This window comes from Streptomyces sp. TLI_55, assembly GCF_900206255.1.
Taxonomy (GTDB): Bacteria; Actinomycetota; Actinomycetes; order Streptomycetales; family Streptomycetaceae; genus Streptomyces; species Streptomyces aquilus.
This window is the reverse complement of the sequence record NZ_OAOJ01000001.1, coordinates 1,511,850-1,537,556: the sequence shown is the minus strand read 5'-3', so window position 1 is coordinate 1,537,556 and position 25,707 is coordinate 1,511,850. Positions and strand designations below refer to the sequence as shown.

The window sequence follows — 25,707 nt, the reverse complement described above, 5'->3', positions numbered from 1 at the left end:
ACGCGCAGTAACGGTACGCCAGGCAGGCCAAACGCGTACACTACCGCCCTTTGCCGTCGAACGCTAAATCTTCTCCGGAACGGCGTTGCCCGCGTCGCGGATCGCCTGCCGCACCGGAACCCGCGCGAGCAGGACGAACCCGAGCGCGAAGAAGGCGACCAGGGAGATGATCGCGTCCCGATAACTTCCGGTCAGCTGGTAGGTGATCCCGAACAACAGGGGCCCCAGCCAACTCATGCCCCGGTCGCTCATCTCGTACGCCGAGAAGTATTCGGCCTCCTTGCCGGGCGGCACGAGATGGGAGAACAGGGAGCGGGACAGGGCCTGGCTGCCGCCGAGGACGAGACCGATCCCGGCGGCCAGCACGAAGAACCACACCGGTGCTCCGGCGGGCAGGAAATATCCGGCCGCCAGGGTCACCGTCCACGCCACGAGCGAGCCGAGGATCGTCCGCTTGGCGCCGTACGTGCGGGCCAGTCGGCCCATGGCCAGGGCGCCCGCGACCGCGAGCACCTGGACCAGCAGCACCGCCCCGATGAGCGTCGACTGGCCGAGGTCCAGTTCCTCGGAGCCGTAGATGGACGCCTGGGAGATCACGGTCTGGATGCCGTCGTTGTAGACGAGGTACGCCAGCAGGAAGGCGAGCGTCAGCGGGTGGCGGCGCATGTCGCGGACGGTGGCGGCCAGCTGCCGGAAGCCCGGGGCGGTCGCCTTCTTCGCCGGGGCCCGGCGGTCGCGCAGCCGGCGCAGCGGTACGAGCGTGAAGGCGCCCCACCACAGACCCGCCGAGGCCAGGCAGATCCGGACGGCCATGCCCTCGGACAGGCCGAAGGAGTCGTGGGCGGTGTACAGGACGAGGTTGACGACCAGGACGAGGGAGCCCGCCGCGTAGCCGAAGGCCCAGCCGCGGGAGGAGACCGCGTCGCGCTCCTCGGGCGGGGCGATCTGCGGGAGGTAGGAGTTGTAGAGCATCGTCCCGACGGCTGACGCCGCGTTCGCGACGATCAGCAGCACACCGCCGAGGAGATAGCGGTCGCCGCCGAGGAGGAACATCGCCGTCGTCGCCGCGGCGCCCGTGTAGGCGGCGCCGGCCAGGAGCGGCTTCTTGCGGCCCGTGCGGTCGGCCGCCGCGCCGACCAGGGGCATCACCAGCACGGCCACGATCACCGAGAGGGACACCGAGTACGCGAAGAAGGACCCCGCGCGGATCGGGATGCCAAGGGGGTGGACATAGCCGTCCGCGTCGGCGGCGTCCTCGGCGACCGACGTCAGATAGGGGCCGAGGAACACGGTGAGCACGCTCGTCGAGTAGACGGAGCACGCCCAGTCGTAGAAGTACCAGCCGCGCTGCTCGCGCCGCCGGTCGGCGGCCTCCGCCACCAGGGTCTCCGTGCCCATCCCGCCCCTCGCTGGTCCCGCGCGCGGGTGGCGGTTCCGGGGGCGGGAGGTCGGTCAGACCCAGACGCCGCGGTCCTCCATGACCTTGCGCAACGTGTCGATGTGATCGGTCATGATGCCATCGACTCCCAGGTCCAGAAGACGGTGCATGCGATCGGGATCGTTGATGGTCCACACGTGCACCTGCAGCCCGCGCGCGTGGGCGGCACGGACGAAGCGGTGGTCCACGACCTGGATGCCCGACTGGGCCTCCGGCACCTGGGCGGCGACCGCGGACCGGCGCAGCGCGGCGGGCACACCCCAGGAGCGCAGCCGCAGATTGAGGACGCCTCGGGTGCCGTACGACGTGGCCAGGCGCGGGCCCGCCAGCCGCTGGGCGCGCAGGACCCGCGCCTCGGAGAACGAGCCGACACAGATGCGGTCCCAGGTGTCGGTGCGCTCGACCAGGTCCAGGAAGGGGTGCAGTGCCGACTCGGCCTTGAGGTCGACGTTCCAGCGGGCGTCCGGGAACGTCTCCAGGAGCTCCTCGAACAGGGGCACCGGCTCCTTGCCCGCCACGCGCGCGTGGCTCACGTCCGCCCAGGGCAGGTCCGCGATCCGGCCCGCCCCGTCCGTCACCCGGTCCAGGGTCGCGTCGTGGAAGGCGACGAGCTTGCCGTCCGCCGTGGCGTGGACGTCGGTCTCCAGATAGCGGTAACCCGTCTCCACCGCCCGCCGGAACTGCAGCAGGGTGTTCTCCAGACCGTCCGCCGCGCCGCCCCGGTGGGCGAAGGGGATCGGGCCGGGGTGGTCGAGGTACGGGTGACGTATCCGGGTGCTCACCGACGCAGTATCGCCCCGCGGGGTTGCCCGCCGGCAACGACCGTGCTGCGGTCCGATGCCGAGGGGACATCGAACAACCTCAGGAACACCTGAGCCAGCGGGCCGATGGAGACCGCGTAGAGCACGGTCCCGACGCCGATCGTGCCGCCGAGCAGGAAGCCGGTCGCGACGACCGCGATCTCGACGGCCGTCCGCATCAGCCGGATCGAGCGCCCCGTGCGCCGGTGCAGACCGGTCATCAGGCCGTCCCGGGGGCCGGGGCCGAAGCGGGCGGCGATGTAGAGGCCGGTGGCCGCGCCGTTGACGACGATGCCGGCGACGAGCAGAGGGATCCGCACGGCCAGGGCGTGCACCTCCGGCACCGCCGCGAGCGTGCCGTCCATCGCGATGCCGATCACGAAGACATTGGAGATTGTGCCGAGGCCGGGCCGCTGGCGCAGCGGGATCCACAGGAGCAGCACCGCCGCGCCCACGATGATCGACACGACACCGATCGTCAGGCCGGTCAGCTCGGCGAGGCCCTGGTGCAGCACGTTCCAGGGCTCCAGCCCCAGGCCCGCCTCGACGAGCAGCGCCGAGCTCGCCCCGTAGAGGACGAGACCTACGTACAGCTGGATCAGCCGACGCCCGAGTCGGCGCTGCGTGGACAAGTGGTGCCCCCTGTGGTCGTGGTGGCCTGGTCCATGACACCCTGGGGCTTGGGTGGAAGCATCATCCATGGCCAATTCGGGGAAGGTGGACTGATTTCCATGGCGCAGTGGACCTCGGCGGTGGGACCGGCGCAGCTCGCCCGGCTGCTCAACTCCCAGCAGGACCGCCCGGCAGGCCCCGGCACCCGCCGTCCGCCCGCCTACCGCGCACTGGCCGACGGCATCCGGTTGCTGGTCCTCGAAGGCCGCGTCCCGGTCGCCGCCCGCCTGCCCGCCGAACGCGAACTGGCCCTGGCCCTGTCCGTCAGCCGTACGACGGTGGCGGCGGCCTACGAGGCACTGCGCGCCGAGGGATTCCTGGAGTCCCGGCGTGGAGCGGGGAGCTGGACGGCGGTGCCGGCCGGGAACCCGTTGCCCGCGCGGGGTCTTGAACCCCTGCCGCCCGAGGCGCTCGGCTCGATGATCGACCTCGGCTGCGCGGCCCTGCCCGCCCCCGAGCCGTGGCTGACCCGCGCGGTCCAGGGCGCCCTGGAGGAACTTCCGCCCTACGCCCATACGCACGGCGACTATCCCGCCGGGCTGCCCGCGCTGCGCTCGATGATCGCCGAGCGGTACACCGCGCGGGGCATTCCGACCATGCCCGAGCAGATCATGGTGACGACCGGCGCGATGGGCGCCATCGACGCCATCTGTCATCTCTTCGGGGGCCGGGGCGAGCGCATCGCCGTCGAGTCGCCGTCGTACGCCAACATCCTCCAGCTGATGCGGGAGGCGGGGGCACGGCTGGTGCCGGTCGCGATGGCCGACGGGCTGGCCGGCTGGGACATGGACCGCTGGCGGCAGGTGCTGCGGGACGCGGCGCCCCGGATCGCCTACGTCGTCGCCGACTTCCACAACCCGACCGGTGCCCTCGCCGACGACGACCAGCGGCGGCAACTGGTCGACGCGGCGCGCTCCGCGGGGACCGTGCTGGTCGCCGACGAGACGATGACGGAGCTGTGGCTGGACGAGGACGTCGAGATGCCGCGTCCCGTGTGCGGCTTCGACCCCGCCGGGTCCACCGTGATCACCGTCGGCTCGGCCAGCAAGGCGTTCTGGGCCGGGATGCGGATCGGGTGGGTGCGGGCGGCGCCGGACGTGATCCGCAGCCTCGTCGCCGCGCGGGCCTACGCCGACCTGGGCACGCCGGTGCTGGAGCAGCTGGCCGTGAACTGGCTGTTCAGCACGGGGGGTTGGGAGCAGGCCGTGGATGTCCGGCGCGTGCAGGGCCGGGAGAACCGGGACGATCTGGTGGCGGCTGTGCGCCGGGAGCTGCCGTCGTGGGAGTTCGACGTGCCCCGTGGTGGGCTGACGCTGTGGGTGAAGGCGGGCGGCCTGTCCGGGTCGCGGCTGGCCGAGGCGGGGGAGCGGGTGGGCGTACGCGTACCGTCCGGGCCGCGCTTCGGGGTCGACGGGGCCTTCGAGGGGTATGTGCGGCTGCCGTTCACCGTGGGGGGCGCGGTGGCGGACGAGGCGGCGGCGCGGTTGGCGGCGGCGGCGCGGATTGTGGAGAGCGGGGGCACGGGGGGCGGGGAGGCGCCGCGCACGTTTGTGGCGTGAGGCCGCCTGGGGGCTCTTAGGGGCGCGGGGCTGGTCGATTCACGGCTACCGCCGGGTGGGCGCGACCAGCCCCCACGCACCCGCAGTCGCGCACCCATCGCGCCTCCTACGGCGCCTCGGCGACCACAACCTCCGCTTCCGCCGGAATCTGCTCTGCCTCCACGGGAGTGGTCCGCGGCGGCAACAACGCCAGCACCGCCTGCCGGTCCGCCTCACTCGTCTCGTCGTCGTACGGATCCGGCGTCGACGGAACCTGAAGGCGGAGGACCGGGCCCGTGCCCAGGCGGGCGTAACCCCGGCCCGGCGGGACGTCGGCGACCGGCGTGGTGTGCGGGGGAGCGCCCAGCACCGCCTCCACCTGCGCGGGCGTCGCCGGGCCGAGTACGACCCGCGCGCGGGTGTGCTGTCGTACCGCGTCACTCAGCGCGTCCGCGCTGTCGAACTGGTCGGCCACGACGACGGTGACGCCCGCCGCGCGGCCGTGGCGCAGGGGGACCTGGAGGAGGGACTGCGGGTCCCGGTGGCCGTCGGCCGCGGCGAGGTGCGTGAAGGCGCTGGGGCGGTCCAGGAGGAGCCACAGGGGGCGCCGGGTGTCGTCCGGCGGCGGGTGGCCCGCCTGGCGGGCGCGGTTCATGGCGATCAGACGCCGCTCGGTCTCGGTGGCGGCCCACTCGAGGCTCGCCAGCGCGCCGGTGAGCCCGCACTCGACCGCCAGGACGCCGTCCCGGCCGGTCAGGCACGCGTACTCGCCGGTGCCGCCGCCCTCGACGATGACGACGTCACCGTAGGGCAGCGCCTGGAGGGCGATGGAGCGCAGCAGGGTCGAGGTGCCGCTCCCCGGCTGGCCCATGACCAGCAGATGGGGCTCCGTGGAGCGGACGCCGGTGCGCCAGACGACGGGGGGTACGTCGCGCTGCTCCTCGCCGTGGGTGAGGGGCAGGGTGCGCTGGACCTCGGTGGGGTCGGTGAAGCCGAGGACCGTCTCGCCGGGTGCCGTGACGAATCGCTGGGCGGCGATGTCGGTGGGCAGCGGCGGCAGGACGGTGACGGAGAGCTGGTTGCCCTCCTCGTCCCACGCGAAGCGGTACTCGCGGCCGCGGCCCGACTTGGCGTGCAGCAACTGCTCGATACGCGCGCGTGCGTCGGCCTCGCCGTCGGTGAAGTAGGCGGGGTAGCGGATCACGAGCTGGGTGACGCGGCTCGTCTCGTCGAACTCGTACTCCGGGAAGGCCTTCTCCCACTCGCCGCCGTGGGCGTAGAGCGGAGCGGGGTCCTCGGCCGTCGAGAAGTACGGCACCAGGGCCTCGTAGAGGGACTTCAGCCGCTGGGTCTGCGACTCGTCCGGGCCGTCCGGTGCGGGCGGGGTGCGGTCCCGGCCCTGCCATGCTGCCGCCGCCATCAGGATGATGACGGCGAGCAGCGGACCGTACGGCACCAGGGCCACGACCAGGACCACCGACGCCACCAGGAAAAGCAGCGGCCCGCGCTTGTCCTTGGGGGTGTCGGCCCACTTGCGCCGCCCGGCCGAGGCCAGCCGGCGCAGTCCGCGGGTGATCGTGATCAACGGGTGGAGGACGTCGGTGGCGCTGTCGGCCGCCGTCCGGGCCAGCTCCCGGCTCCGGGCGATCTGCGCGCTGCCTGTGCTCAGGATGCGGGGGAGGGGGCGCCGGGCCACTGCAGTCTCCTGATGGTGCGTACGGAAGGGAGGGACGCCTGGGGAAGGGGCGTCGGAAGAAGCGGCGTCAGAACTTGATGCCGCCGAGCAGGCTCGCCAGGCTCTCCCCGCCGGCTCTGATGCTCGGAGCGATGGCGGTGCTCGCGAGATAGAAGCCGAAAAGGGCGGCGACAAAGGCGTGCGACGCCTTGAGTCCGTCCTTGCGGAAGAAGAGGAAGACGATGATGCCGAGCAGGACCACGCCTGAGATGGACAGGATCATTTGAGGTCTCCTGGTTCGGGGGGACAGTCACCATGAGTACTTCCAGGCTCACAGGATGTATCCATACGATAAAAGGTGCAACCGGGTGAAATTCGGGATGTTTCACCCGCTTGACGGGGGCGGCTTGGGCCGGATGAGCAGGGGACTTGCGTCCGACCGGGTCAGTGGTGATCTTTACCTCCGGCACATCGGGTCATGTGCCGCGCGAGCCAGTACCCTGGCGATTCACCTGAACGGTTGTATGAGAGGCGGTCCGGCCGATGAGTGAAGCCCCCGACCCCGAGGTCGTGGAGCTGGCGACCAAGATCTTCGATCTGGCCCGCAGGGGGCAGACCGAGGCCCTCGTGTCGTACGTCGACGCAGGCGTTCCGGCCAACCTCACCAACGACCGTGGCGACTCCCTCGTGATGCTCGCCGCCTATCACGGCCACGCCGAGGCGGTACGCGCGCTGCTCGCGCGCGGGGCCGCCGCCGACGAGGTCAACGACCGGGGCCAGACCCCGCTCGCCGGGGCGGTCTTCAAGGGGGAGACGGAAGTGATCAAGGCACTTCTGGAGGGTGGCGCCGACCCGGCCGCGGGGACCCCCTCGGCCGTCGACACCGCTCGGATGTTCGGCAAGGCCGAACTCCTGGAATTGTTCGGCGCACACTGATCCGAACGCTCTGACCAGCGAAGACACAGAAAACGGGGGAGGCGGTAAAGGGCCGCCGAAATATCGGTCGCGGCAGATGTAAGTGCCGAGTCATCATGACGTCGTGATTCACGGACGCGATGGCTGGGCAGGTGATGCCGCACCGCGCGGGCCGTGACGCGGCCCGCATGGGCCACCGACGAGAGGCAGAGGAAAATGGTCTACAGCAAGCAGGAAACGGCGGGCGCCCCGACGTGTTGTCACGCGGCCAGGTGAAGCAAGAACCCCGGTTGCGTCGACGCTTGATGTGAGGCTGTTTCCCATGTTCGAACCGGTCATAGCGCCCAGCGGTACGTTGCTCGGCCTGCTTCAGCGGGGTCGCGGCGACGGCACACTGCACGCGCTCACCGCCCCGCGCGCCGAAGCGCTCGCGGCCCTGAACCACTGTGTGCTGCGGGATCCCCGCCACGACTGGCAGGTGGAGAACCGCTCCCTCTACTACGCCCGGCTCTACCTCGACCTGGGCGGCGAGCTGGACCGTATCGAGGCCCACCTCTTCGACGTCGAGGACCACCTCGACGACGAGGAGTCACGCACCGGCCTCGCCCTGGCGGTCCTCGGGCACCTCGCCTCCTACGGCAGGCGGGACGCGCTCGAACTGCTGCGCAGGTACGCCGCCGCGGGCGCCAACTGGGCCTGGGCCCTGGACGAGCTCGCCCTCAGGGACGACGACGCCGGGCTGCGCGCCCTCGCCGCTCCCGTACTGGCCCGTTTCGGCACGGACGCCGAGGGCGAGGCCGAGCTGGCCGCCACCGTGCGCGACGCCTTCGAACCCCGGCCCTGGCGGCTGTGGGCCGAGGATCCGCGCGAAGCGATCGCCACGCGCGTGCGTGCCGCTCAGGAGGCCGGCTGTTTCGACCGCTGGCAACGGCAGATGCGACCTACCGGACCCCGTCCGGGGTGGAGCGTGCGGGCGGTCTTCGAGTGGGCCGAGCAGGGCGTCGAACGCGGCGCCGCGCTCCATGTCCCCGCCGCACGCTGCCTCATGGCGGTCGCCGGACCCGAGGACCGGCCCGAGATCGTCGCCGCCGCCATGGACGGCACCGAGGGAGCCCGCTGCACCGCGCTGCGTTACCTCGCCGACGGCAATGATCCCGACGCCCTCGATCTGATCGAGGCGGCCGTGGTCACCGGCTCGGCACCGGTCGTGGAGGCCGCCGTCGACGCCTTCGAACGGATGCGCAGCATCGCCGCCGTCGACCGCGCCCGCAGCTGGGCCCACCGGCCCGATCCGCTGGGCGGCGCCGCCGGACGCATGCTCGCCTGCCGCGGCGGAGCCGAGGACAAGGACCTGGTCCTCGCCGCCCTGCGCGAGGCCGTCCGGGGCGAGGGGCCGGACGCACCGACCCTGTGGACCCTCGTCGACGGCACCGGACGGCTCGGCATCGCCTGCGCCGCCCCCGTACTGCGCCATGTCTACCGCGAGACCGCCTCGTCCCATCTGCGCGGCCGGGCCGCCCGGGCCCTGGCCGCCACCGACCCCTCCTTCGCCACCGGCTTCGCCGTCGAGTGCCTCTGGGACTGCGAGGAGACCACCCGCGAGATCGCCGCCCGGCACGCCGAGACCGCCGACGCCCGCGTCGTCGAGCAGCTCCGCCGGCTCGCCGCCGACCCGGCCGAGGAGGCCGAGGTCCAGACCGCCGTACGCAGCCGGATCGGCCCCCCGGACGCCGCAGCCATGTGACGGCACGCCCTCAGGGTGAACTCGGGACGACCCGCGGGTCAGGCGCGTATGGACAGGGCCTGACCTGCGCGGGTGTGCGAGCTAACGCTCACGGGACGTTCCCCGGCCGGAAAGATCCACGTTGACGCGTTCACGTCCGGTGCGGCGACAACACCGGTATGCGTGTCGTCATCGTGACCGAATCCTTTCCCCCCGACGTGAACGGCGTGGCCCACTGCGCGCTCCAGACCGCCCGGCACCTCGTGGATCGCGGTCATTCCCCGCTCGTCGTCGCGCCGGCCACCGCGGCCGGTACCGGGCCCGACGCCTCCGCGCCGTGCCCCGTCGTCCGTGTCCCCTCCCTCCCCCTGCCGGGCTACCCCCAGGTCCGGGTCGCCCTCCCCAGCCGGCGCGTCGCCGCGGCCATCGCCGAGCACCGCGCGGACCTCGTCCACCTGGCCAGCCCCTTCGTCCTCGGCGTCCGCGGCATGGCGGCGGCCGCCCGGCTCGGCCTCCCCGCCGTCGCCGTCTACCAGACCGACCTCGCGGGATACGCCCGCACCTACGTCCACGCCGGCGAGGCGGCCGCGTGGCGCCGCATCCGCTCCGTCCACGCCGCCGCCGACCTCACCCTCGCCCCGTCCAGCGCCGCCCTGCACGACCTGGAGACCCACGGCGTCCCCCGGGTGCGGCTGTGGCCGCGCGGCGTGGACACCGCCCGCTTCCACCCCGGGCTGCGCGACGAGGCGCTGCGCCGCGAACTCGCCCCGAACGGTGAACTGATCGTCGGCTACGTCGGCCGGCTAGCCCCCGAGAAGCACGTCGAGCTGCTCGCGGGCGTGTGCGGCCTGGAAGGCGTGCGGGTGGTCGTGGTGGGCGACGGACCGAGCCAGCCGGCACTGACCGAAGCCCTGCCCGGCGCGGTCTTCCTGGGCCGCCGCACCGGCGGCGAACTGGCGCGGATCTTCGCCTCCTTCGACGTCTTCGCGCACACCGGCCCCTTCGAGACCTTCTGCCAGACCGTGCAGGAGGCCATGGCCAGCGGGGTTCCCGTGGTCGCGCCCGCGGCCGGCGGCCCGCTGGACCTCGTCGCCCACGGCCGCACCGGCCTGCTGGTCCCGCCGCGCGACGCGGCCGCCGTACGGGACGCCGTGTGGGCCCTGGCCGCCGATCCCGGACTGCGGGCCGCCTACGGCGCCGCGGGACGGGCGACGGTCGAGGGGCGCACCTGGGCGGCGGTCGGGGATCAGCTGCTGGGGCACTACGCGGGTGTACTGGCCGGTCGGCGGATGGTGGTGGCGGCATGACCGGTTCCTGGACCGCCGGCGGAGGCGACGTCCGGCCCCTGCGGATCGTCCGGCTCGCGAACTTCGTCGCGCCCGCCTCGGGCGGCCTGCGCACCGCGCTGCGCGAGCTCGGCAAGGGCTACAAGGCGGCCGGGCACGAGCCCGTGCTCGTCGTGCCGGGTGAGCGGGTCAGCGACGTGGAGACCGAGCAGGGGCGGGTGATCACCCTGCCCGGGCCGCTGCTGCCGGGCACCGGCGGCTACCGCGTGCTCGCCGACCGGCGGCGGGTGACCCGGCTCCTGGAGGCGCTGGCCCCCGACCGCCTGGAGGTCTCCGACCGTACGACCCTGAGGTGGACCGGCAAGTGGGCGCGACGCGCGCGGGTGCCGGCCGTGATGGTCTCCCACGAGACCGCCGACGGTGTGCTCCGTACCTGGGGCGTGCCGGAAGGCGCCGCCCGGCGGACCGCGGACGCGCTGAACCTCCGTACGGCACACACCTACGCGCGCGTGGTGTGCACCACCGAGTTCGCCGAGCGGGAGTTCGTCCGGATCGGCGCGCGCAATGTCGTACGGGCGCCCCTCGGCGTCGACCTGTCCGAACGGCACCCGGCGCTGCGCGACGAGCGACTGCGTGGCGTCTACGCGCGCGTGGACGAGACGCTGCTGGTGACGTGCACCCGGCTGTCGGTGGAGAAACGACCCGGCACCGCGCTGGACGCCCTGGAGGCGCTCGTACGGCGGGGGCGGCGGGCGGTGCTGGTGGTGGCCGGGGACGGACCCTTGCGGCCGCGGCTCGAACAGCGGGCGCGGGAGCGCGGGTTGCCGGCCGTCTTCCTCGGGCACGTCACCGACCGCGGGCTGCTCGGCGCCCTCCAGGCGTCCGCCGACGTGTGCCTGGCCCCCGGGCCCGCCGAGACGTTCGGGCTCGCCGCGCTGGAGGCGATGGCCTGCGGCACGCCCGTCGTCGTGAGCGCATCCTCCGCGCTGCCCGAGGTGATCGGGGAGGCGGGAGCGGTCGCGGCGGATCACGGGGCCGCCTTCGCGGACGCCGTGGAGATGCTGCTCGACCGTCCCTTCGACGAGCGTCGGAAGGTCGCACGCGCGCGTGCGGAGTGCTTCGGGTGGGGGACGGCCGTGGAGGCGTTCCTCGCCGCGCACGACGCGACGCCGGCGGTGCGCGGGAGCGGGCTTCGCGATGACTCGCTTCATGGGGGCGGGCTTCGCGGTGACTCGCTTCAGAGGGGCGCGCGATGAGACCCCTGCGGTTCGTCGCCCTCGGTGACTCGCTGACCGAGGGGGTGGGCGACCCCGTCGGCGACGGCTGGCGGGGCTGGGCCGCCCTGCTGGCCGACGGGCTCGGCCCGGCCGTGGAGTTCACCAACCTCGCGGTCAGCGGGGCGCAGACCCGGGACGTGCTGGAACGGCAGCTGCCCGCCGGGCTGGCCCTGCGCCCGGACGTCGTGTCCGTCGTCGTCGGCGTCAACGACACCCTCCGCTGCACCTTCGACATCCACGCCGTGGCCGCCCGGCTCGACGCGGTGTACGCGGCGTTCGCCGAGCAGGGCGCGCTGCTGCTCACGGCCTGCTTGCCCGACCCCGGCGCGATGCTCGGGCTGCCGGGGGCGCTGGCGAGCCCGCTGGCCCGGCGGCAGCGGGCGGTCAACTCCGTGGTCCACGCGCTGTCCGAGCGGTACGGGGCGGTGCATCTCCATGCCGCCGAAGGGGCCTGGATCACCGACCGCGCGATGTGGAGCGCGGATCGGCTCCACCCGGGTGAGCGGGGGCACCGGCAGCTGGCCGTACGGTTCCACGCGGTGCTGGCGGAGGCCGGACTGGCGACGGGGGCGGCGCCTTCCCCCGAACCCGAGTTCGCGCAGCCCACCAGGTCGGCGAGTCTGTGGTGGCTGGCCACGGCGGGGACGGGGTGGGTGGCTCGGCGATGTACGGATCTGTTGCCGCAGTTGCTTCGGCTCGCGGCGGACGAGATGCGTCATCGGGCTCGGGGGACGAGTGCGCGGTTGGATCTGGGGGCGACTGCCGCGGTGTCGGCTGCCTTGTCGGCCCTGTCCGTGCCGGAGGCGGCGTAGCGGTTCTGGCTGCGGGCGCGTGGGGGTGGTCGGGCGGCTCCCACGCGCCTCCGGACGTGGTCAGCGCCGGCGCACTGCCACGAAACGAACCGGCGTTCCTGGTACCGCCTGGGCCGCCGCCGGGAGGTCTTCGGTGCGCACCACCGCGATCACGGGGTAGCCGCCCGTCGTCGGATGGTCCGCCAGGAACACCACCGGGCGGCCGTCCGGCGGCACCTGGACCGCGCCCAGGACCATGCCCTCGCTGGGGAGTTCACCCGGCCGGGCACGGTCCAGCGCGGGACCTTCCGTGCGCAGGCCGATGCGGTTGCCGGCCGGGGACACCCGGAAGGTGCGGGACGTGAAGGCCCGTACCGCCTCCGGCGTGAACCAGTCGTCGCGCGGGCCGAGCGTCACCCGTAGGACGAGTTCCGTCGGAGGCGCCGGCTGCGGGGCGACGTCCACGCGCGTGTGGAGGTGCGTCGGGCTGCCCAGGGGCAGGACCGCGCCGTCCGTGAGCGGGGCCGGGCCCAGGCCGGAGAGGAGGTCCGTGGAGCGGCTGCCGAGCACCGGCTCGACGGTGATGCCGCCGGAGACGCCCACATAGCTCCGTAGTCCGCGCAGGGCGGTTCCGACGTCCAGGAGCGCCCCGGCGGGCACGCGCACCGGCGCGCCCCACGCGACCGGGCGTCCGTCCACCCTGACCGGGCAGGGAGCGCCGCCGACGGCCACGGTGACCGCCGAACGCGGCCGTAGGGAACAGCCGTTGAGCGTCGTCTCCAGGACGGCCGCCTCCGGTGGATTGCCGACCAGCCGGTTGACGAGGGCTGCCGCGGGGCCGTCCAGGGCTCCCGCGCGGGGGACGCCCAGATGCGCGTGGCCCGGGCGGCCCAGGTCCTGCACGGTGGTCAGCGCACCGGCGCGCACGACGGCGAGGGCGCGGTCCGTCATGCTCCCACCGCCCCCACCGGTACGAACCTCACGCGTGTGCCCGGCGACAGCAGCGCGGCCGGTACGCGCGCGTGGTCCCACAGCACGGCCTCCGTGGTGCCGATCAGTTGCCAACCGCCGGGCGAGGAGCGGGGATACACGCCCGTGTAGGGCCCCGCCAGCGCGACCGCACCGGCGGGGACGGCGGTACGCGGAGTGGCTCGGCGTGGGACGTCGTACCGCTCCGGCAGACCGGTGAGGTAGCCGAAGCCGGGGGCGAACCCGCAGAAGGCGACGCTGAACTCGGTGGCCGCGTGGATGCGGGCCACCTCGTGCGGTGCCACGCCCCAGTGCGCGGCCACGTCGGCCAGGTCCGGGCCGTCGTAGCGCACGGGGAGTTCGACGACGGCACGCGCGCGTGGGGGAGCGGGCGGGACGTCGGCGGCGGCCAGTTCGGTGGCGAGGCGGGCCGGGTCGGTGAGGCCGTCCAGCAGGACCGTGCGGGCCGCGGGGACGATCTCGCGGACGGCCAGGGAGCCCTCCGCGCGGCGACGCAGCAACTCCGCGTGCAGCGCCTGTGCCTCCTCGCCCGACGACACCTCCACGAGCAGGGCCGCGTCGCCGACGGGCAGCGCTCTCATGCTCATGCGAAGACCTCCGCGTGTGCGGCCGATTCTGTGCCGACGGGCAGGGCTCTCATGCTCATGCGAAGGCCTCCTCGCGTACGCCCGACTCCGTGATGGCGAGCGGCGCTCTCACCCTCATGCGAAGGCCTCCACGCGTACGCCCGACTCCGTCAGCCGGTCCCGGACCCGGCGGGCCAGTTCCACGGCGCCCGGCGTGTCCCCGTGCAGGCACAGCGAGCGTGCCCGGACCTCGATGCGGGCGCCGGAGCGCGCGGTGACCGCGCCGTCGCGGGCCAGCCCCACCGAGCGGTCCACCACCCTCTCCGGGTCGGTCACCACCGCCCCCTCCTCGCCGCGCGGCACCAGAGTGCCCTCGGCGGTGTACGCGCGGTCCGCGAACGCCTCCGTGACGGTCGGCAGGCCCGACTTGCCGGCCAGCTCCAGCAGACGCGAGCCGGGCAGGCCGAGCACCGGAAGGGAGGCGTCCGCGAGGAGGACACCCTCGACGACCGCGCCGGCCTGCTCCTCGTCGTGCACGACGCGGTTGTAGAGCGCGCCGTGCGGCTTGACGTACGACACACGCGCGCCGGCCGCGCGCGCGAAGACCTCCAGGGCGCCGATCTGGTACGCGACTTCGGCCGCCAGCTCGGCGGGCGGCACGTCCATCGCGCGCCGCCCGAACCCGGCGAGGTCCCGGTAGGAGACCTGCGCCCCGATCCGTACGCCGCGCTCGGCCGCCTGCGCGCACACCCGCCGCATGGTGGCAGCGTCCCCGGCGTGGAAGCCGCAGGCCACGTTGGCGCTGGTGACGACGGACAGCAGCTCTTCGTCGTCGGTCAGCCGCCAGCGGCCGAAGCCTTCGCCGAGGTCGGCGTTGAGATCGATCGAGGTCATGGAGCTTCCCTGTCTCCTTCCGGGCGAGTGCGTGGGCCCCGCTCAGGCCACGCGGTACTGCTGGTCGCGGGCGTCGGTGAGGAACATCTGGCCCGGTGCGTGGGTGAGCGCGAACGGTGGCCGTGAGGCCATCACCGCGGCCTGCGGGGTCACCCCGCAGCCCCAGAACACCGGGATGTCGTCGGGGTGCAGGTCCACCGGGTCGCCGAAGTCGGGGCGGCCGAGATCCTCGATGCCGAGGGTCGACGGGTCGCCGCAGTGCACCGGGCCGCCATGGACGGCCGGGAGCAGGCTGCTCTCCCGGATCGCCGACGACAGATGCTGCGGCGGCACCGGCCGCATCGACACCACCATCGGACCGTGGATCCGCCCCGCCGGGCGGCACTGCCAACTGGTCTCGTACATCGGAACGTTGCGTCCCTGCTCCAGGTGCCGGATCGGGACGCCAGCCTCGGTCAGCGCCCACTCGAAGGTGAAGCTGCACCCGATCAGGAAGGACACCAGGTCGTCCCGCCAGTACGCGCGCACGTCGGTCGGCTCGTCCACCAGCTCGCCGTCCCGCCACACCCGGTAGCGCGGCAGGTCGGTGCGCAGATCGGCGCCGGGCGCCAGCACCGTCGTAGGAGATCCGGCGTCGGTGACGTCGAGCACCGGGCACGGCTTGGGGTTGCGCTGGCAGAACAGCAGCATGTCGTACGCCCAGTCCGCGGGCACCGAGATCAGGTTGACCTGGGTGTGGCCCGCGGCGACCCCTGCCGTGGGGCCTGTGAGGCCGGCCCGGAAGCGGGTGCGGGCCTCTTGCGGGCTCCACGCGTGCGCGTGCTCGTCGACGAGGGCCACGGGGCGGTCTTCCGCGACGGCCGTGAGACGGTCTTCCGTACGGTTCACGCGAGTTCCTTCCCACGGGTCTCCGGCAGCCCGAGCAAGGCCAGCGCGGCGAGGGCGTAACCGAGGGCGCCGAAGACCAGCGCGCCGCCCACACCCCAGCTGTCGGCCAGGAAGCCGACGGTGGTGGGGAAGACGGCGCCCACGGCGCGCCCGGCGTTGTACGTGAAGCCCTGTCCCGTGCCGCGCACCGCCGTCGGGTACAGCTCGGCCAGGAAGGAGCCGAAGCCGCTGAAGATGGCCGACATGCAGAACCCGAGCGGGAAGCCGAGCAAGAGGAGCAGGGTGTTGGCGCCGTCCGGGATGTTGGCGTACGCCAGGATGCAGATCGCCGACAGCAGGGCGAAGAGCCAGATGTTGCGGCGGCGGCCCAGCCGGTCGGTGAGATAGCCGCCGGTCAGATAGCCGAGGAAGGCGCCGGAGATCAGGAAGGTCAGATAGCCGCCGGTACCGACGACCGACAGTCCGCGGTCGCTCTTCAGATACGTCGGCACCCAGGTGGCGAGCGTGTAGTAGCCGCCCTGGACGCCGGTCGACAGCAGCCCCGCGAAGACCGTCGTGCGCAGCAGTCCCGGCTTGAAGATCGCCGTGAACGGGGTCTTCCCGCCGCTCTTCTCCCGTGCCGCGATCGCCTCGGGCGCGTCCTGGACGCGGCGCCGCAGCCAGACGACGAGCAGCGCGGGCAGGGCGCCGGTCCAGAACATCACGCGCCAGGCCAGGTCGTCGTCGAGGAACGAGAACACCAGCGTGTAGACGACGGCGGCAAGGGCCCAGCCCACCGCCCACGAGCTCTGGACGGCGCCGAGGGTGCGGCCCCGGTGCTTCGCGCTCGCGTACTCGGCGACCAGGATCGCGCCGACCGCCCACTCGCCGCCGAAGCCGAGCCCCTGGAGCGCACGGAAGACCAGCAGCGACTCGAAGTTGGGCGCGAAACCGCAGGCGACGGTGAAGATCGCGTACGTGATCACCGTGATCATCAGGGCCCGGACCCGTCCGGCCCGGTCGGCCAGTACGCCCGCGAGGGCGCCGCCGACCCCGGAGGCGAGCAGCGTGACGGTGGTGAAGAGGCCGGTCTGGCCGCTGTCCAGGCCGAAGTACGCGGCCAGCGCGACCATGCTCAGCGGCAGCGTGAAGTAGTCGTAGGAGTCGAGGGCATAGCCGCCGAACGCGCCGGCGAAGGCGCGCCGGCCGCGCGGACCGAGAGCCCGGAACCAGCCCAACGCCCCGTCGTCGGCGGGGCGTTCGGTCTGTGCGGGGTGAGCGGTGAGGGCCTGGGAGGGGGGAGTCGTGCTCATGTGCACCTCGCAGTGGGAGGACGGAGGGTGCGGGATTGAGCCGTGCGGTGGGTGCCTGTGGTGCGGTGATGTCGTAGCAAGGTAGAGGATCGTTGAACGATCCTTCAATACCCCTGTTGTTTCGTTCTCGTGACTGCGGTTGAATTCCGGGCATGGCAGAGCAGCTGAGCGGACTGGCCGACGACCGCGCCCTCCTGGGCCGCACCAGCACGGCGGAGCGCGTCTCGGACATCCTCAGGAGCCGCATCGCCGAGGGCTATTTCCCGCCCGGCACCCGGCTGTCGGAGGACAGCATCGGCGGCGCCCTCGGCGTCTCCCGCAACACCCTGCGCGAGTCGTTCCGGCTGCTCACCCACGAACGTCTGCTCGTCCACGAGCTCAACCGGGGGGTGTTCGTGCGGGTCCTGACGGTGGAGGACGTCGAGGACATCTACCGCACCCGGCAACTGGTGGAGTGCGCGGTGGTGCGCGGGCTGGGCGAGCCGCCGTACGCACTCGACGGGCCCACGGAGGCCGTCGAGGAGGGTCTGCGGGCGGTGCGCGAAGGTGACTGGAAAGGGTTGGGTACCGCCAACATCCACTTCCACCGGGAGCTGGTCGCGCTGGCGGGCAGCGAGCGCACCGACGAACTCATGCGCAGCGTCTTCGCCGAACTGCGGCTCGCGTTCCACGTGGCCGACGACCCGCGCCGGCTGCACGAGCCGTACCTGGCGCGGAACCAGGAGATCCTCCGGGCCCTGGAAGTGGGCGACAAGGCCGAGGCCGAGAAGCTGCTCGCGGTCTATCTGGAGGACTCCCTGGAGCGGGTGGTCGAGGTGTACCGGCGCCGGGTGGGAGAGGACGACTAGCGTCGGGATCACGCCGGTCGCCAGGGGTCTGTTCTGCGTCGTTTTAGTCGTTGTCAGACCGAGGACCTAGTCTGTGCACCGTGACTTCGCCTGCACCGACGGACAGTGTTCCGCCCCAGCTCAGCGCAGCGTCCCGTCCCGCTCCGGGGCCGGCCGCCGACGAGGGACTGGCGCGGCGGCTGCGCGCGCTCGCGTGCACCGCGCCGTTGCACGACCTGGACGCGCGCAAGGCGAACCTCGCGGGTGAGTACTCGGTGTACGGCATGGCGGAGGTCGCCCTCGCCGCCATCGACCTGGTCACCCTGAACATGGACTTCGACACGGGTGCCGACCACGACCAGATCGTCGCCCGCCTCATCCCGCGCATCGCCGCGCAGGCCCCCCAGCGGCCCGTCGCCGAGCACGAGCGGGTGGCCCGCTGGGTCCTGGAGAACCTGATCAACGTCGGCAGCGTCGACCGCGGCTTCCGGGCCGTGTACGGCACGTTCGCGCCGGACGGCACCTACGTGCGCCGCGACTACGACTTCAAGCTGATCGAGGAGGTGCCCGGCCCCGGAGGCTCGGTGTACCTCCGTACGACGGACGAGGCGGTCAACGTCCTCGTCGGCGCCCTCGACACCGACGTCACCAGCGCCCAGATCGCCGCCGAGGTCAAGCTGGAGGTGCTGATCAGCCGGGGCCGTCTCGCGGACGCCCAACTGGCCGCCGAGCAGGCCCGGTACCGGACCGTGCAGTACTCGGAGACCCTGCGCCGGGCCCTGGACGCCACGCGGCGTAACGTCCGCGCGGTGGACTGGCTGAACGCCGTCCCGGACATGATCACCGAGGCCCTCGACCACGTCGCCGACCGCTACCGCCACGAGAACGCGATCCTCACCAACATCCGCAAGGCACGCGACGAGTCCGAGGACCCCGAGCAGAAGCGGCGGGCCGCCGAGCTCGTCGACATCGTCAAGGACTGCATCCGGCGTCACACCCAGCTCCAGTCCCGCCTGCTGGAGGCCGGCCCGCTGTTCCGCGCGGAGCAGGACCGGCAGGCCTTCGCGACGCCGCTCACGACGTCGGGGACAGACCTCTACGGCCATCTGTTCGCGCCGCTGCTGCCGCTGCCCCAGGAGCAGGCGGTCAAGGTCACCGACGCGTTCTTCGCGCGTGGGACCGGTCTGCGCACGCCGGTGTCGGTGCGGGTGGGCGACCTCGTCGACATACTGCTCACGCCGCCGGTCGAGCGTGAGCACCTCGGCGCGGAGATGCCGGAGCCGGACCTCATCGCCACACCGGACGACAGCCGGTTCAGCGAGGAGCAGCTGGCGACGGCCATGGAACTGCTGGACCTGCCGGCCGACGCGCCCCGGCGGCTGTCCGGGCTGCTGGCCGAGGCCCGCCGACAGGACCCCGAGCTGCCGTATCTCGTGGCCCTGCTGGCCGTGCACGCGGCCAGTCCGGCGGTGGGCACCGCCTACCGGCAGGGCGAGGAGAAACTGCTGTTCGCCGTGGACGACGGGACCGAGCTGGACGATCCCGAGTTCGGCGGGGCGGATCTCATCGTCGGCACGGCCCTGCTGGACGCGGCGGGGATGGCGGCGGACAGGACCGAAGCAGCATGAGTCGAAGCACAGTGGACCGAGGAGACCGACCGTGACCGAGCACGTCGAGTGGAGTGAGCCGGAAGCCGGACCCGCGCCGGCCCCCGCCGCCGTCACCCCCGCCGACGCCGCCGACGCGGCGCGGCTCGTCGCCTTCGGGCTCCAGCCCAAACTGCAGCCCGCGCGCGACCAGGAGTACACCGAACTACTGCGGCGCTACCGGGAGGACGGGGCGTTCGCGCGGCTCGCCGACGCCGTGGCCGCCGGACTGGGACTCGTCGTCCTGGAGGTCTCCCCGCGCGCGGGGATGGCGGTCACCGCCGCCGAGGACTCCGTGTTCGCCGTACGGATGGGCGACTACGCGCGCCGGACCTCCGCCGACGGCAGCGACCGCTTCCTGCACGGCCTGGCCCATCTGGCCGTAGCCGCCCTGGCGTTCCCGCGGCCCGAGGACCTCGCCGACGACGGCTACATCGGACGCGTGAGTGTCAACGGCGTCGACGCGTTCGTCCGGCAGGCGTGCCGGCGTCTGGAGGAGCGCGCCGAGGAGGTGGGGGAGAACACCGACCCGGCCACCGAGGCGCCCGGCCTGGAGGCCGCCTGGCGGATCTGGGCGAGACGCAGCGCCACCGGCGCCACCAAGGACGCGCGCCGCCTCGCCGGGTCCACCACCGGCATCATCGGCAAGGCCGTCGCCTTCCTCACCGACTCCGGCTTCCTCCAGCGCACCGGTGACGACAACGGCGGTACGTACCGCACGACGGCCCGCTACCAGCTCCAGGTGCGGGACATGGCCGGCAGCGCCGCCATGGCCGAGCTGCTGGAACTGGGCGTCGTCCCCGTGACCGACGGCACGCCGACGCTGCTGCCCGCCGAGAACACCGAGGACCTGGAGCTGGCGGCCGACGCCGGGCTGCCGTTCCACGCGTCGTCCTCGTCCTGACCTCCCCCCACCTGCCGAAGACTTACGAGAGTCCGCCATGTACGAGCTGTCCCGGGTCCGCCTCTACTCCATCGGTCCCGCCGGTGCGCGCTACGCCGACACCGTGCTTGACCTGCGGGGCGTGGGCGACGTCGTGCCCGACCCCGCGCCCACCCAGGCGGAGTTCTTCGAGGAGGAGCCGACCGGCCCGCCGCGCCGCCCCGCACCCGCCGGCGTGCTCTTCCTGGAGAACGGCGGCGGCAAGTCCGTCCTGCTCAAGCTGATCTTCTCGGTGATGCTGCCGGGCCACCGCAACACCCTCGGCGGCGCCAGCTCCGGCGTGCTGCGCAAGTTCCTGCTCGCCGACGACTGCGGGCATGTCGCGCTGGAGTGGCAGCACACGCTCACCGGTGAGTGCGTGGTCGTCGGCAAGGTCAGCGAGTGGCGGGGGCGGCAGGTCTCCAACGACCCGCGGAAGTTCGCCGAGGCCTGGTACTCCTTCCGGCCCGGCCCCGGGCTCTCCCTGGACAACCTGCCCGTCGCCGAGTCCACGGCCGTACGCCCGCCCGTCGAGGGCGCGTCCGGCGCACAGGGCCGTCGCCGCACCATGAAGGGCTTCCGGGACGCCATCACCGAGGCGGGCAAGGCGTATCCGCACCTGGAGGTGCACTGGGAGGAGATCCACGACCGCTGGATCGAGCACCTCGGCGACCTCGGCCTCGACCCCGAACTCTTCCGCTACCAGCGGGAGATGAACGCCGACGAGGGTGAGGCCGCCGGCCTCTTCGCGGTCAAGAAGGACTCCGACTTCACCGACCTGCTGCTGCGGGCCGTGACCGACACCCGGGACACCGACGGGCTCGCCGACCTGGTCAGCGGCTTCGGCAACAAGCTGGGCCGACGCGCGGAACTGATGGCGGAACGGGACTTCACGGCCGGGTCGGTCGATCTGCTCGGCCGGATCGTCGAGGCCGCCGAGGCGCGCTCACGCGCGCGTGACATCCACGCCGGGGCCGAGCGCCGTACCCGCACACTGGCCCGCAGGCTCTCCGCGCGCGGCGCCCAGGAGCGGGTGCGGGCCGCCGACCTCGCCCAGCGGGTCACCGCGGCGGCGTACGCCGTCACCCATGCGGACGGAGCGCGCGAGCGCAGCGCGCTGATCGCCGCCGAACTCGCCTACCGGCACGCCTCCTTGGCGCTCGCCGCGGCCGAGAAGTCCGCCGCCGCGCAGAAGCGCGAACTCGCCGACGCCCGCACGCTGCACTCGGCCTGGCAGGCCGCCGAGGCCGTACTGCGCCATCGCGCCGCCGCCGACCGCGTCGCGCGCGTGTCCGCCGCCATCCAGGAGGCCGAGCGGGACGCGGCCCCCGCGCTGGCCGCCCGCGCCCAGGCCGCCGTGGACCTCGTACGGGCCCTGCACGCGGCCGCGGAGAGCGCCGAGACCCTCGCCAACGAGGAGGAGGAGCGCTCCGCCGCCCTTCAGGAGGTCGGCGAGTCCGCGCACCGGGACTCCACCACCGCCGCCACCGAGGCCCAGCGCGCCCGCAGTGAGGTCGGGCATCTGCGGCAGCGCCTCACCGAGGTCGAGCAGGAGACCGCCGAGGCGGTCCGGGCGGGCTGGCTCGACGACAGCGCCCCCGACGCCGACCCCGCGCGCGCGGCCCTCGCCGCCAGCGACGCCGAGAAGTCCGCGGTCGCCGCCTGGGACACCGCCCGGGAGACGGCCCGCCGGGCCACCGAGCACGCGCGAGAGGCGGGCGCCGCGGAGTCGCGCGCCGAGCTGACGGCGGCCCGCGCGGCGGACGCCGCCGCCGCGGCCGAGCGGTCCTACGACGCCGAGCGACGGCTCGCCGAGGCGCTGGCGGCCGAGCCGCGGCTGGGGGAGCTGCTGGGCCTGACGGGCAGTGGGGTCCGCTCCGTCGTCCCGCAGCCGCGGCAGGACGGCGACGACGGTGACCAGGCCGGGTTCACCCCCGAGGACCTCGACCGCTTCGCCGACGAACTGCGCGAGCTGCTCGACGACGCCGTCTCCTCCGCCGAACGCCAGCTCTTCGAACTGCGCACCGCCGCCGCCGACGACGCCCGCATCCTCGGCGCGCTCGGCGACGGCGGGCTGCTGCCGCCCGGCCCGGACGTGTTGGCGACCGTGGAGTTCCTCGGCGAGCACGGCATCCCGGCGCTGCCCGGCTGGCGCTATCTCGCCCAGGCCGTCGACCCCACCGACCACGCGCGCGTGCTGGCCGCCCGGCCCGAGCTGGTCGACGGCGTGATCATCACCGACCCGGACACGCACGCGCGGGCCCGCGAGGCGCTGAGCGAGGCGGCCCTTCTGCCGCGCTCAGCCGTCGCCGTCGGCACCGCGGCCGCCCTCCTCGCCCCGACCCCCGCCTCCGGCTCGGGGAGCGAGGGCGTGTTCCTCGTCCCGCCGAACCCCGCCATGCACGATGAGCACGCCGCCGACGAGGAGCGGCAGACGCTGCGCGCCCGGGCCACCGAGCGCGACGAGGAGATCCGCTCCCTCGCGGCCCGGCTCGGCAAGGACCGGGAGCTGGCGGCGCGGCTCGCCTCCTGGCGCACCGGCTGCCCGGCCGGCCGGCTCGTCGAGCTGGCCGAGGCCGCGCGCGAAGCACGCGCGTTCGCCGAGGAGTCCGAGGCCGAGCTGGCCGAGGCGCGGACCGTGCGGGCCGAGGCCGACGAGGCCGCCGCCGAGGCCACGCAGGTGCGCGAGGAGCGGCAGGAGGCCGCGCAGAAGGCGCGACGGGCCGCCGACGCCCTCGCCGGGCTCGCCTTCCGGCTGCGGGAGCGCGCCGGCTGGCAGGTCAAGCTCCGCGAACTGGCCGACGAGGCCACCGAGTCGGAAGCCCGCGCCCAGGCCTGCCTGGAGCGGGCCCGCGCCGCCGACGAGGACCGGCGTGCCGCCCAGCGGGCCGCCGACGACGCCCGCCGCACCGCGCGTGCGCTGCGCGCCGAGCGCGCCGAGATCGCCGGCGCCCCCGACGACGTACCGGACGGCGACACGGAGGCGCCGAAGGCGTCCCTGCCCGCGCTCCGGGAGGCCTACCGGGCAGCCTCCCAGCTGTACGAGAAGGTCGGCGTCGGCGCCGACCTGCGCGCCGAGCAGGCGCGCGCGGAGAGCGACGAGAGCGCCTCCCTGGCCGAGCTGGACCGGCTGAGCAACAAGGTCCGCACCCGCGCCGAGGCGCTGCTCCAGTCGCCCGACGGCTCCGACGGGCCGTCCCGGCAGGCCGCCGCGGCCCGTGCCGAGGAGCTGGTGCAGCTCCTGGAGACGCGGATGTCCAGCGCGAGCGAGCAGCTCGGCCGGCTGCGCGGCGAGGCCGAGCGGCACGCGCCCGAGGACGGCGATGCCCACACCGAACTCGCGGAGGAGCTCCAGCCGCGCGACGCCGACCACGCGCAGGCTCTGCTGCGCACGGCGTCCGCGGAACTGGCCTCCCGCACCGAGGCGTTGACACAGGCCCGGGAGGCGCACGCCGAGCTGCTGGAGTCCCACCGGGCCGCCGAGGACGCGGCCGGCGGTTTCGACGAGATCGCCGCGATGCTCCGCGACCTGCTGCGTGAACACGCCTCTGAGGACGAGCAGGAGGACACCGAGGCCTACCCCGGCAGCCCCGAGGAGGCCCGGCAGGCCGCCGCCGAGGCCCGCCGGTCGCTGCGCGGCTGCGCGGCCGACCTCTCCGCCGCCGAGGCCGCCGTGCGCGAGGCCAGCGACGTCCTGATCCGGCACGCCAACTCCACCCGCTACGAGCAGGTCCGCACCCCCGCCCGCCAGCAGATCCGCGAACTGCCCGCCTCCGCGCTGCCGGAGCACGCGCAGAAGTGGGCCGATGCCTTCGCCCCCCGACTCCGTGTCCTCACCGACGAGTTGGCACAGCTGGAGCGGAACCGGGACTCGATCGTGGACCGGCTGCGCGGGCTCGTGGAGTCGGCGCTGGCGACCCTGAGGTCCGCCCAGCGGCTGTCCCGGCTGCCCGAGGGGCTAGGCGAGTGGTCCGGGCAGGAGTTCCTGCGCATCCGCTTCGAGGAGCCGGACCAGGCGACGCTCACCGAGCGGCTCGGTGAGGTCATCGACGAGGCGACCCGCGCGGCCGTGAAGAAGAACTCCGACCTGCGGCGCGACGGTATGTCCCTGCTGCTGAGGGGCGTCGGCGCGGCCCTTCAGCCCAAGGGTGTCGCGGTGGAGATCCTCAAGCCGGACGCGGTGCTGCGCGCCGAGCGGGTGCCGGTCGGGCAGATGGGTGACGTGTTCTCGGGCGGTCAGCTGCTCACCGCGGCCATCGCCCTGTACTGCACGATGGCCGCGCTGCGCTCCAACGACCGGGGCCGCGACAAGCACCGGCACGCGGGCACGCTGTTCCTCGACAACCCCATCGGGCGCGCCAACGCCACGTATCTGCTGGAGCTCCAGCGCGCCGTCTCGGACGCCCTGGGTGTCCAACTCCTCTACACGACAGGCCTGTTCGACACGACGGCCCTCGCCGAGTTCCCACTGGTCATCCGGCTGCGCAACGACGCCGACCTCAGGGCCGGGCTGAAGTACATCAGCGTGGAGGAACACCTCCGTCCGGGACTGCCGCAGCAGCCGCACGCCGAGGAAGCGGTGCACAGCGAGATCACGGCCACGCGGATGTTCAAGCGTCCGGCACCGAGCGCGTCGTAACGGCACGTCGGGCGGCGCCTTGACCGGGGCGGCGGTTCGGCCGGGGCTTGGCTGAGCCCTGGCCGGGGTCGGCGGGGCTCAGCCGGGGCTCGGTGAAACGGCGGCCGGGTCGGCAGAGCTCAGTCGGGGCTCGGCGAGACGGCGGCCGGGCTCAGCGCAGCCTCTGTCGGGTTCAGGGGTGGGACAGCTGGCCCGCCCCGCCGCGCCGGCGTATCCGCTCCTGCCCCCGCTCGGCCGCCCTGGCCTGTCGCCGTGCCTTGCGCCGCTCGCGTCGCAGGGCGCGCGCGGTGCTGCTCGGCGTCGACACCACGCCGTTGCGCTGGTTCCAGACCTGGCGGGTCACCCAGACGTCGAGGGCGCCCCAGGTCGCCACCACCGTGCTCGCCACGCTGCTGAGGACCATCGGGAACGCCAGCCACGATCCGGCCAGCGTGCACAGGAACGCCACGATCGCCTGGACCAGCGTCCCCGCGATGATCAGCACCGCCCGCACCGCCGCCGTACGCACCGGATCGGGCATCCGGCGCCGCCGGGCCGGCTCCTCGACCCACAACGGGCGGTAGTACGACTGCTCCTGAGCCGGTTCCCGCGCCGCGGCCTGCTCGCCGGGCCCGGCTGCGCCGGCGTCCCTCGGAATGTCGCGATCCGGTGCCTCGGGGTCGCGCCGCGCCCTCAGGTGCGTCGCTTCGCCCGCCGTAGGCGCCTCTTGCCGCTCCGCCGTGCCCATCAAGGTGTCACTCCCCACCGCCAGCAGACCGCTTACCCGTGCTCGAACACACGGCTCCCCAGTGGCTGCCCGGCTTGCGCTGTTTTACGCCGCCCGGTTGCAGGATGCGGCTCGTGTGGCCGATTCCGCTCCCATTTCCTGAAGAGAAGGACGAACAAACCGCCCCGAAGATTCCCCGGAAACGAAAAATTCTGGCCAACT

21 protein-coding genes are annotated in these 25,707 nt (G+C 73.6%); 10 read left to right on the top strand and 11 right to left on the bottom strand.

The features are described 5' to 3' along the window. Positions 1-63 precede the first annotated feature (63 nt). The 3 genes from CRP56_RS07135 to yczE are packed head-to-tail and all read right to left on the bottom strand — an operon-like array spanning position 64 to position 2,870. Positions 64-1,398 carry an MFS transporter gene (locus CRP56_RS07135; RefSeq protein WP_101924574.1) on the bottom strand — a complete coding sequence of 445 codons (1,335 nt, stop codon included), beginning with the start codon at positions 1,396-1,398 and terminating at the stop codon, positions 64-66. Positions 1,399-1,452: 54 nt separating this feature from the next. Further along, complete coding sequence (locus CRP56_RS07130; RefSeq protein WP_097261385.1) at positions 1,453-2,220, bottom strand: glycerophosphodiester phosphodiesterase; 768 nt, start codon at positions 2,218-2,220, stop codon at positions 1,453-1,455. Next, positions 2,217-2,870, bottom strand: coding sequence for a membrane protein YczE (yczE, locus tag CRP56_RS07125; RefSeq protein WP_097261383.1), 654 nt, complete (start codon positions 2,868-2,870; stop codon positions 2,217-2,219). The genes CRP56_RS07130 and yczE overlap by 4 nt, the downstream gene beginning before the upstream one ends. Before the next feature lie 99 nt (positions 2,871-2,969). On the opposite strand from yczE, the gene CRP56_RS07120 reads away from it, so the two are divergent. After that, a complete protein-coding gene (locus CRP56_RS07120; RefSeq protein ID WP_097261381.1) occupies positions 2,970-4,469 on the top strand; it encodes an SCO1417 family MocR-like transcription factor in 1,500 nt (499 codons plus the stop codon). Between the two features lie 106 nt (positions 4,470-4,575). Here the strand turns inward: CRP56_RS07120 and CRP56_RS07115 are convergent, their stop codons facing one another. Continuing rightward, the gene (locus CRP56_RS07115; RefSeq protein ID WP_097261379.1) at positions 4,576-6,144 is read right to left on the bottom strand and encodes an ATP-binding cassette domain-containing protein; all 1,569 of its coding nucleotides are present in this window, start codon (positions 6,142-6,144) and stop codon (positions 4,576-4,578) included. 67 nt (positions 6,145-6,211) lie between these two features. Then, positions 6,212-6,406, bottom strand: coding sequence for a hypothetical protein (locus CRP56_RS07110; RefSeq protein ID WP_059196315.1), 195 nt, complete (start codon positions 6,404-6,406; stop codon positions 6,212-6,214). Between the two features lie 260 nt (positions 6,407-6,666). Here CRP56_RS07110 and CRP56_RS07105 point away from each other — a divergent pair, with 260 nt between their 5' ends. The 5 genes from CRP56_RS07105 (at position 6,667) to CRP56_RS07085 (ending at position 12,136) form a co-directional block, all read left to right on the top strand. Beyond that, on the top strand, positions 6,667-7,059 hold the full coding sequence (locus tag CRP56_RS07105) for an ankyrin repeat domain-containing protein (RefSeq protein WP_079308792.1): 393 nt from the start codon (positions 6,667-6,669) through the stop codon (positions 7,057-7,059). 301 nt (positions 7,060-7,360) lie between these two features. Then, positions 7,361-8,782, top strand: coding sequence for a hypothetical protein (locus CRP56_RS07100; RefSeq protein ID WP_097261377.1), 1,422 nt, complete (start codon positions 7,361-7,363; stop codon positions 8,780-8,782). A gap of 158 nt (positions 8,783-8,940) precedes the next feature. Beyond that, entirely contained in the window at positions 8,941-10,068 is a 1,128-nt protein-coding gene (locus CRP56_RS07095; RefSeq protein WP_097261375.1) for a glycosyltransferase family 4 protein, read from the top strand. Next, a complete protein-coding gene (locus CRP56_RS07090) occupies positions 10,065-11,303 on the top strand; it encodes a glycosyltransferase (RefSeq protein ID WP_097261373.1) in 1,239 nt (412 codons plus the stop codon). The genes CRP56_RS07095 and CRP56_RS07090 overlap by 4 nt, the downstream gene beginning before the upstream one ends. Beyond that, positions 11,300-12,136, top strand: coding sequence for an SGNH/GDSL hydrolase family protein (locus CRP56_RS07085; protein ID WP_097261371.1), 837 nt, complete (start codon positions 11,300-11,302; stop codon positions 12,134-12,136). Before CRP56_RS07090 ends, CRP56_RS07085 begins: the two co-directional genes overlap by 4 nt. Positions 12,137-12,196: 60 nt before the next feature. On the opposite strand, the gene CRP56_RS07080 is transcribed toward CRP56_RS07085, so the two are convergent. From CRP56_RS07080 to CRP56_RS07060, 5 genes are all read right to left on the bottom strand, one after another. Beyond that, a complete protein-coding gene (locus tag CRP56_RS07080; RefSeq protein ID WP_097261369.1) occupies positions 12,197-13,066 on the bottom strand; it encodes a biotin-dependent carboxyltransferase family protein in 870 nt (289 codons plus the stop codon). Further along, positions 13,063-13,686: a 5-oxoprolinase subunit PxpB gene (pxpB, locus tag CRP56_RS07075; RefSeq protein WP_097273797.1), complete on the bottom strand. Its 624-nt coding sequence runs from the start codon at positions 13,684-13,686 to the stop codon at positions 13,063-13,065. Before pxpB ends, CRP56_RS07080 begins: the two co-directional genes overlap by 4 nt. A gap of 120 nt (positions 13,687-13,806) precedes the next feature. Beyond that, positions 13,807-14,565 (bottom strand): LamB/YcsF family protein, encoded by a 759-nt coding sequence (locus CRP56_RS07070; RefSeq protein ID WP_097261367.1) that lies wholly within the window; start codon positions 14,563-14,565, stop codon positions 13,807-13,809. A gap of 42 nt (positions 14,566-14,607) precedes the next feature. Continuing rightward, complete coding sequence (locus tag CRP56_RS07065) at positions 14,608-15,453, bottom strand: putative hydro-lyase (protein WP_097261364.1); 846 nt, start codon at positions 15,451-15,453, stop codon at positions 14,608-14,610. Then, positions 15,450-16,745 (bottom strand): MFS transporter, encoded by a 1,296-nt coding sequence (locus CRP56_RS07060; RefSeq protein ID WP_097261362.1) that lies wholly within the window; start codon positions 16,743-16,745, stop codon positions 15,450-15,452. Before CRP56_RS07060 ends, CRP56_RS07065 begins: the two co-directional genes overlap by 4 nt. Before the next feature lie 152 nt (positions 16,746-16,897). Here CRP56_RS07060 and CRP56_RS07055 point away from each other — a divergent pair, with 152 nt between their 5' ends. The 4 genes from CRP56_RS07055 (at position 16,898) to CRP56_RS07040 (ending at position 24,779) form a co-directional block, all read left to right on the top strand. Continuing rightward, complete coding sequence (locus CRP56_RS07055; RefSeq protein ID WP_097261360.1) at positions 16,898-17,593, top strand: GntR family transcriptional regulator; 696 nt, start codon at positions 16,898-16,900, stop codon at positions 17,591-17,593. Positions 17,594-17,673: 80 nt separating this feature from the next. Further along, positions 17,674-19,200, top strand: a complete 1,527-nt coding sequence (locus CRP56_RS07050; RefSeq protein WP_097261358.1) for a hypothetical protein — start codon at positions 17,674-17,676, stop codon at positions 19,198-19,200. A 31-nt stretch (positions 19,201-19,231) separates the two neighbouring features. Continuing rightward, the gene (locus tag CRP56_RS07045) at positions 19,232-20,122 is read left to right on the top strand and encodes a hypothetical protein (protein WP_059196304.1); all 891 of its coding nucleotides are present in this window, start codon (positions 19,232-19,234) and stop codon (positions 20,120-20,122) included. Between the two features lie 37 nt (positions 20,123-20,159). Beyond that, positions 20,160-24,779, top strand: a complete 4,620-nt coding sequence (locus CRP56_RS07040) for a hypothetical protein (protein ID WP_097261356.1) — start codon at positions 20,160-20,162, stop codon at positions 24,777-24,779. A gap of 172 nt (positions 24,780-24,951) precedes the next feature. On the opposite strand, the gene CRP56_RS07035 is transcribed toward CRP56_RS07040, so the two are convergent. Continuing rightward, complete coding sequence (locus CRP56_RS07035; protein WP_097261353.1) at positions 24,952-25,506, bottom strand: hypothetical protein; 555 nt, start codon at positions 25,504-25,506, stop codon at positions 24,952-24,954. Positions 25,507-25,707: the final 201 nt, after the last annotated feature.

Excerpts from the sequence above, each read along its gene's own strand:
- CRP56_RS07085 (WP_097261371.1), top strand. The coding sequence starts at position 11,300 with ATGAGACCCCTGCGGTTCGTCGCCCTCGGTGACTCGCTGACCGAGGGG.
- CRP56_RS07035 (WP_097261353.1), bottom strand. The coding sequence starts at position 25,506 with ATGGGCACGGCGGAGCGGCAAGAGGCGCCTACGGCGGGCGAAGCGACG.
- CRP56_RS07100 (WP_097261377.1), top strand. The coding sequence starts at position 7,361 with ATGTTCGAACCGGTCATAGCGCCCAGCGGTACGTTGCTCGGCCTGCTT.
- CRP56_RS07070 (WP_097261367.1), bottom strand. The coding sequence starts at position 14,565 with ATGACCTCGATCGATCTCAACGCCGACCTCGGCGAAGGCTTCGGCCGC.
- CRP56_RS07120 (WP_097261381.1), top strand. The coding sequence starts at position 2,970 with ATGGCGCAGTGGACCTCGGCGGTGGGACCGGCGCAGCTCGCCCGGCTG.
- CRP56_RS07105 (WP_079308792.1), top strand. The coding sequence starts at position 6,667 with ATGAGTGAAGCCCCCGACCCCGAGGTCGTGGAGCTGGCGACCAAGATC.
- CRP56_RS07110 (WP_059196315.1), bottom strand. The coding sequence starts at position 6,406 with ATGATCCTGTCCATCTCAGGCGTGGTCCTGCTCGGCATCATCGTCTTC.
- CRP56_RS07090 (WP_097261373.1), top strand. The coding sequence starts at position 10,065 with ATGACCGGTTCCTGGACCGCCGGCGGAGGCGACGTCCGGCCCCTGCGG.
- CRP56_RS07095 (WP_097261375.1), top strand. The coding sequence starts at position 8,941 with ATGCGTGTCGTCATCGTGACCGAATCCTTTCCCCCCGACGTGAACGGC.
- pxpB (WP_097273797.1), bottom strand. The coding sequence starts at position 13,686 with ATGAGAGCGCTGCCCGTCGGCGACGCGGCCCTGCTCGTGGAGGTGTCG.
- CRP56_RS07055 (WP_097261360.1), top strand. The coding sequence starts at position 16,898 with ATGGCAGAGCAGCTGAGCGGACTGGCCGACGACCGCGCCCTCCTGGGC.
- CRP56_RS07135 (WP_101924574.1), bottom strand. The coding sequence starts at position 1,398 with ATGGGCACGGAGACCCTGGTGGCGGAGGCCGCCGACCGGCGGCGCGAG.
- CRP56_RS07060 (WP_097261362.1), bottom strand. The coding sequence starts at position 16,745 with ATGAGCACGACTCCCCCCTCCCAGGCCCTCACCGCTCACCCCGCACAG.
- CRP56_RS07040 (WP_097261356.1), top strand. The coding sequence starts at position 20,160 with ATGTACGAGCTGTCCCGGGTCCGCCTCTACTCCATCGGTCCCGCCGGT.
- CRP56_RS07080 (WP_097261369.1), bottom strand. The coding sequence starts at position 13,066 with ATGACGGACCGCGCCCTCGCCGTCGTGCGCGCCGGTGCGCTGACCACC.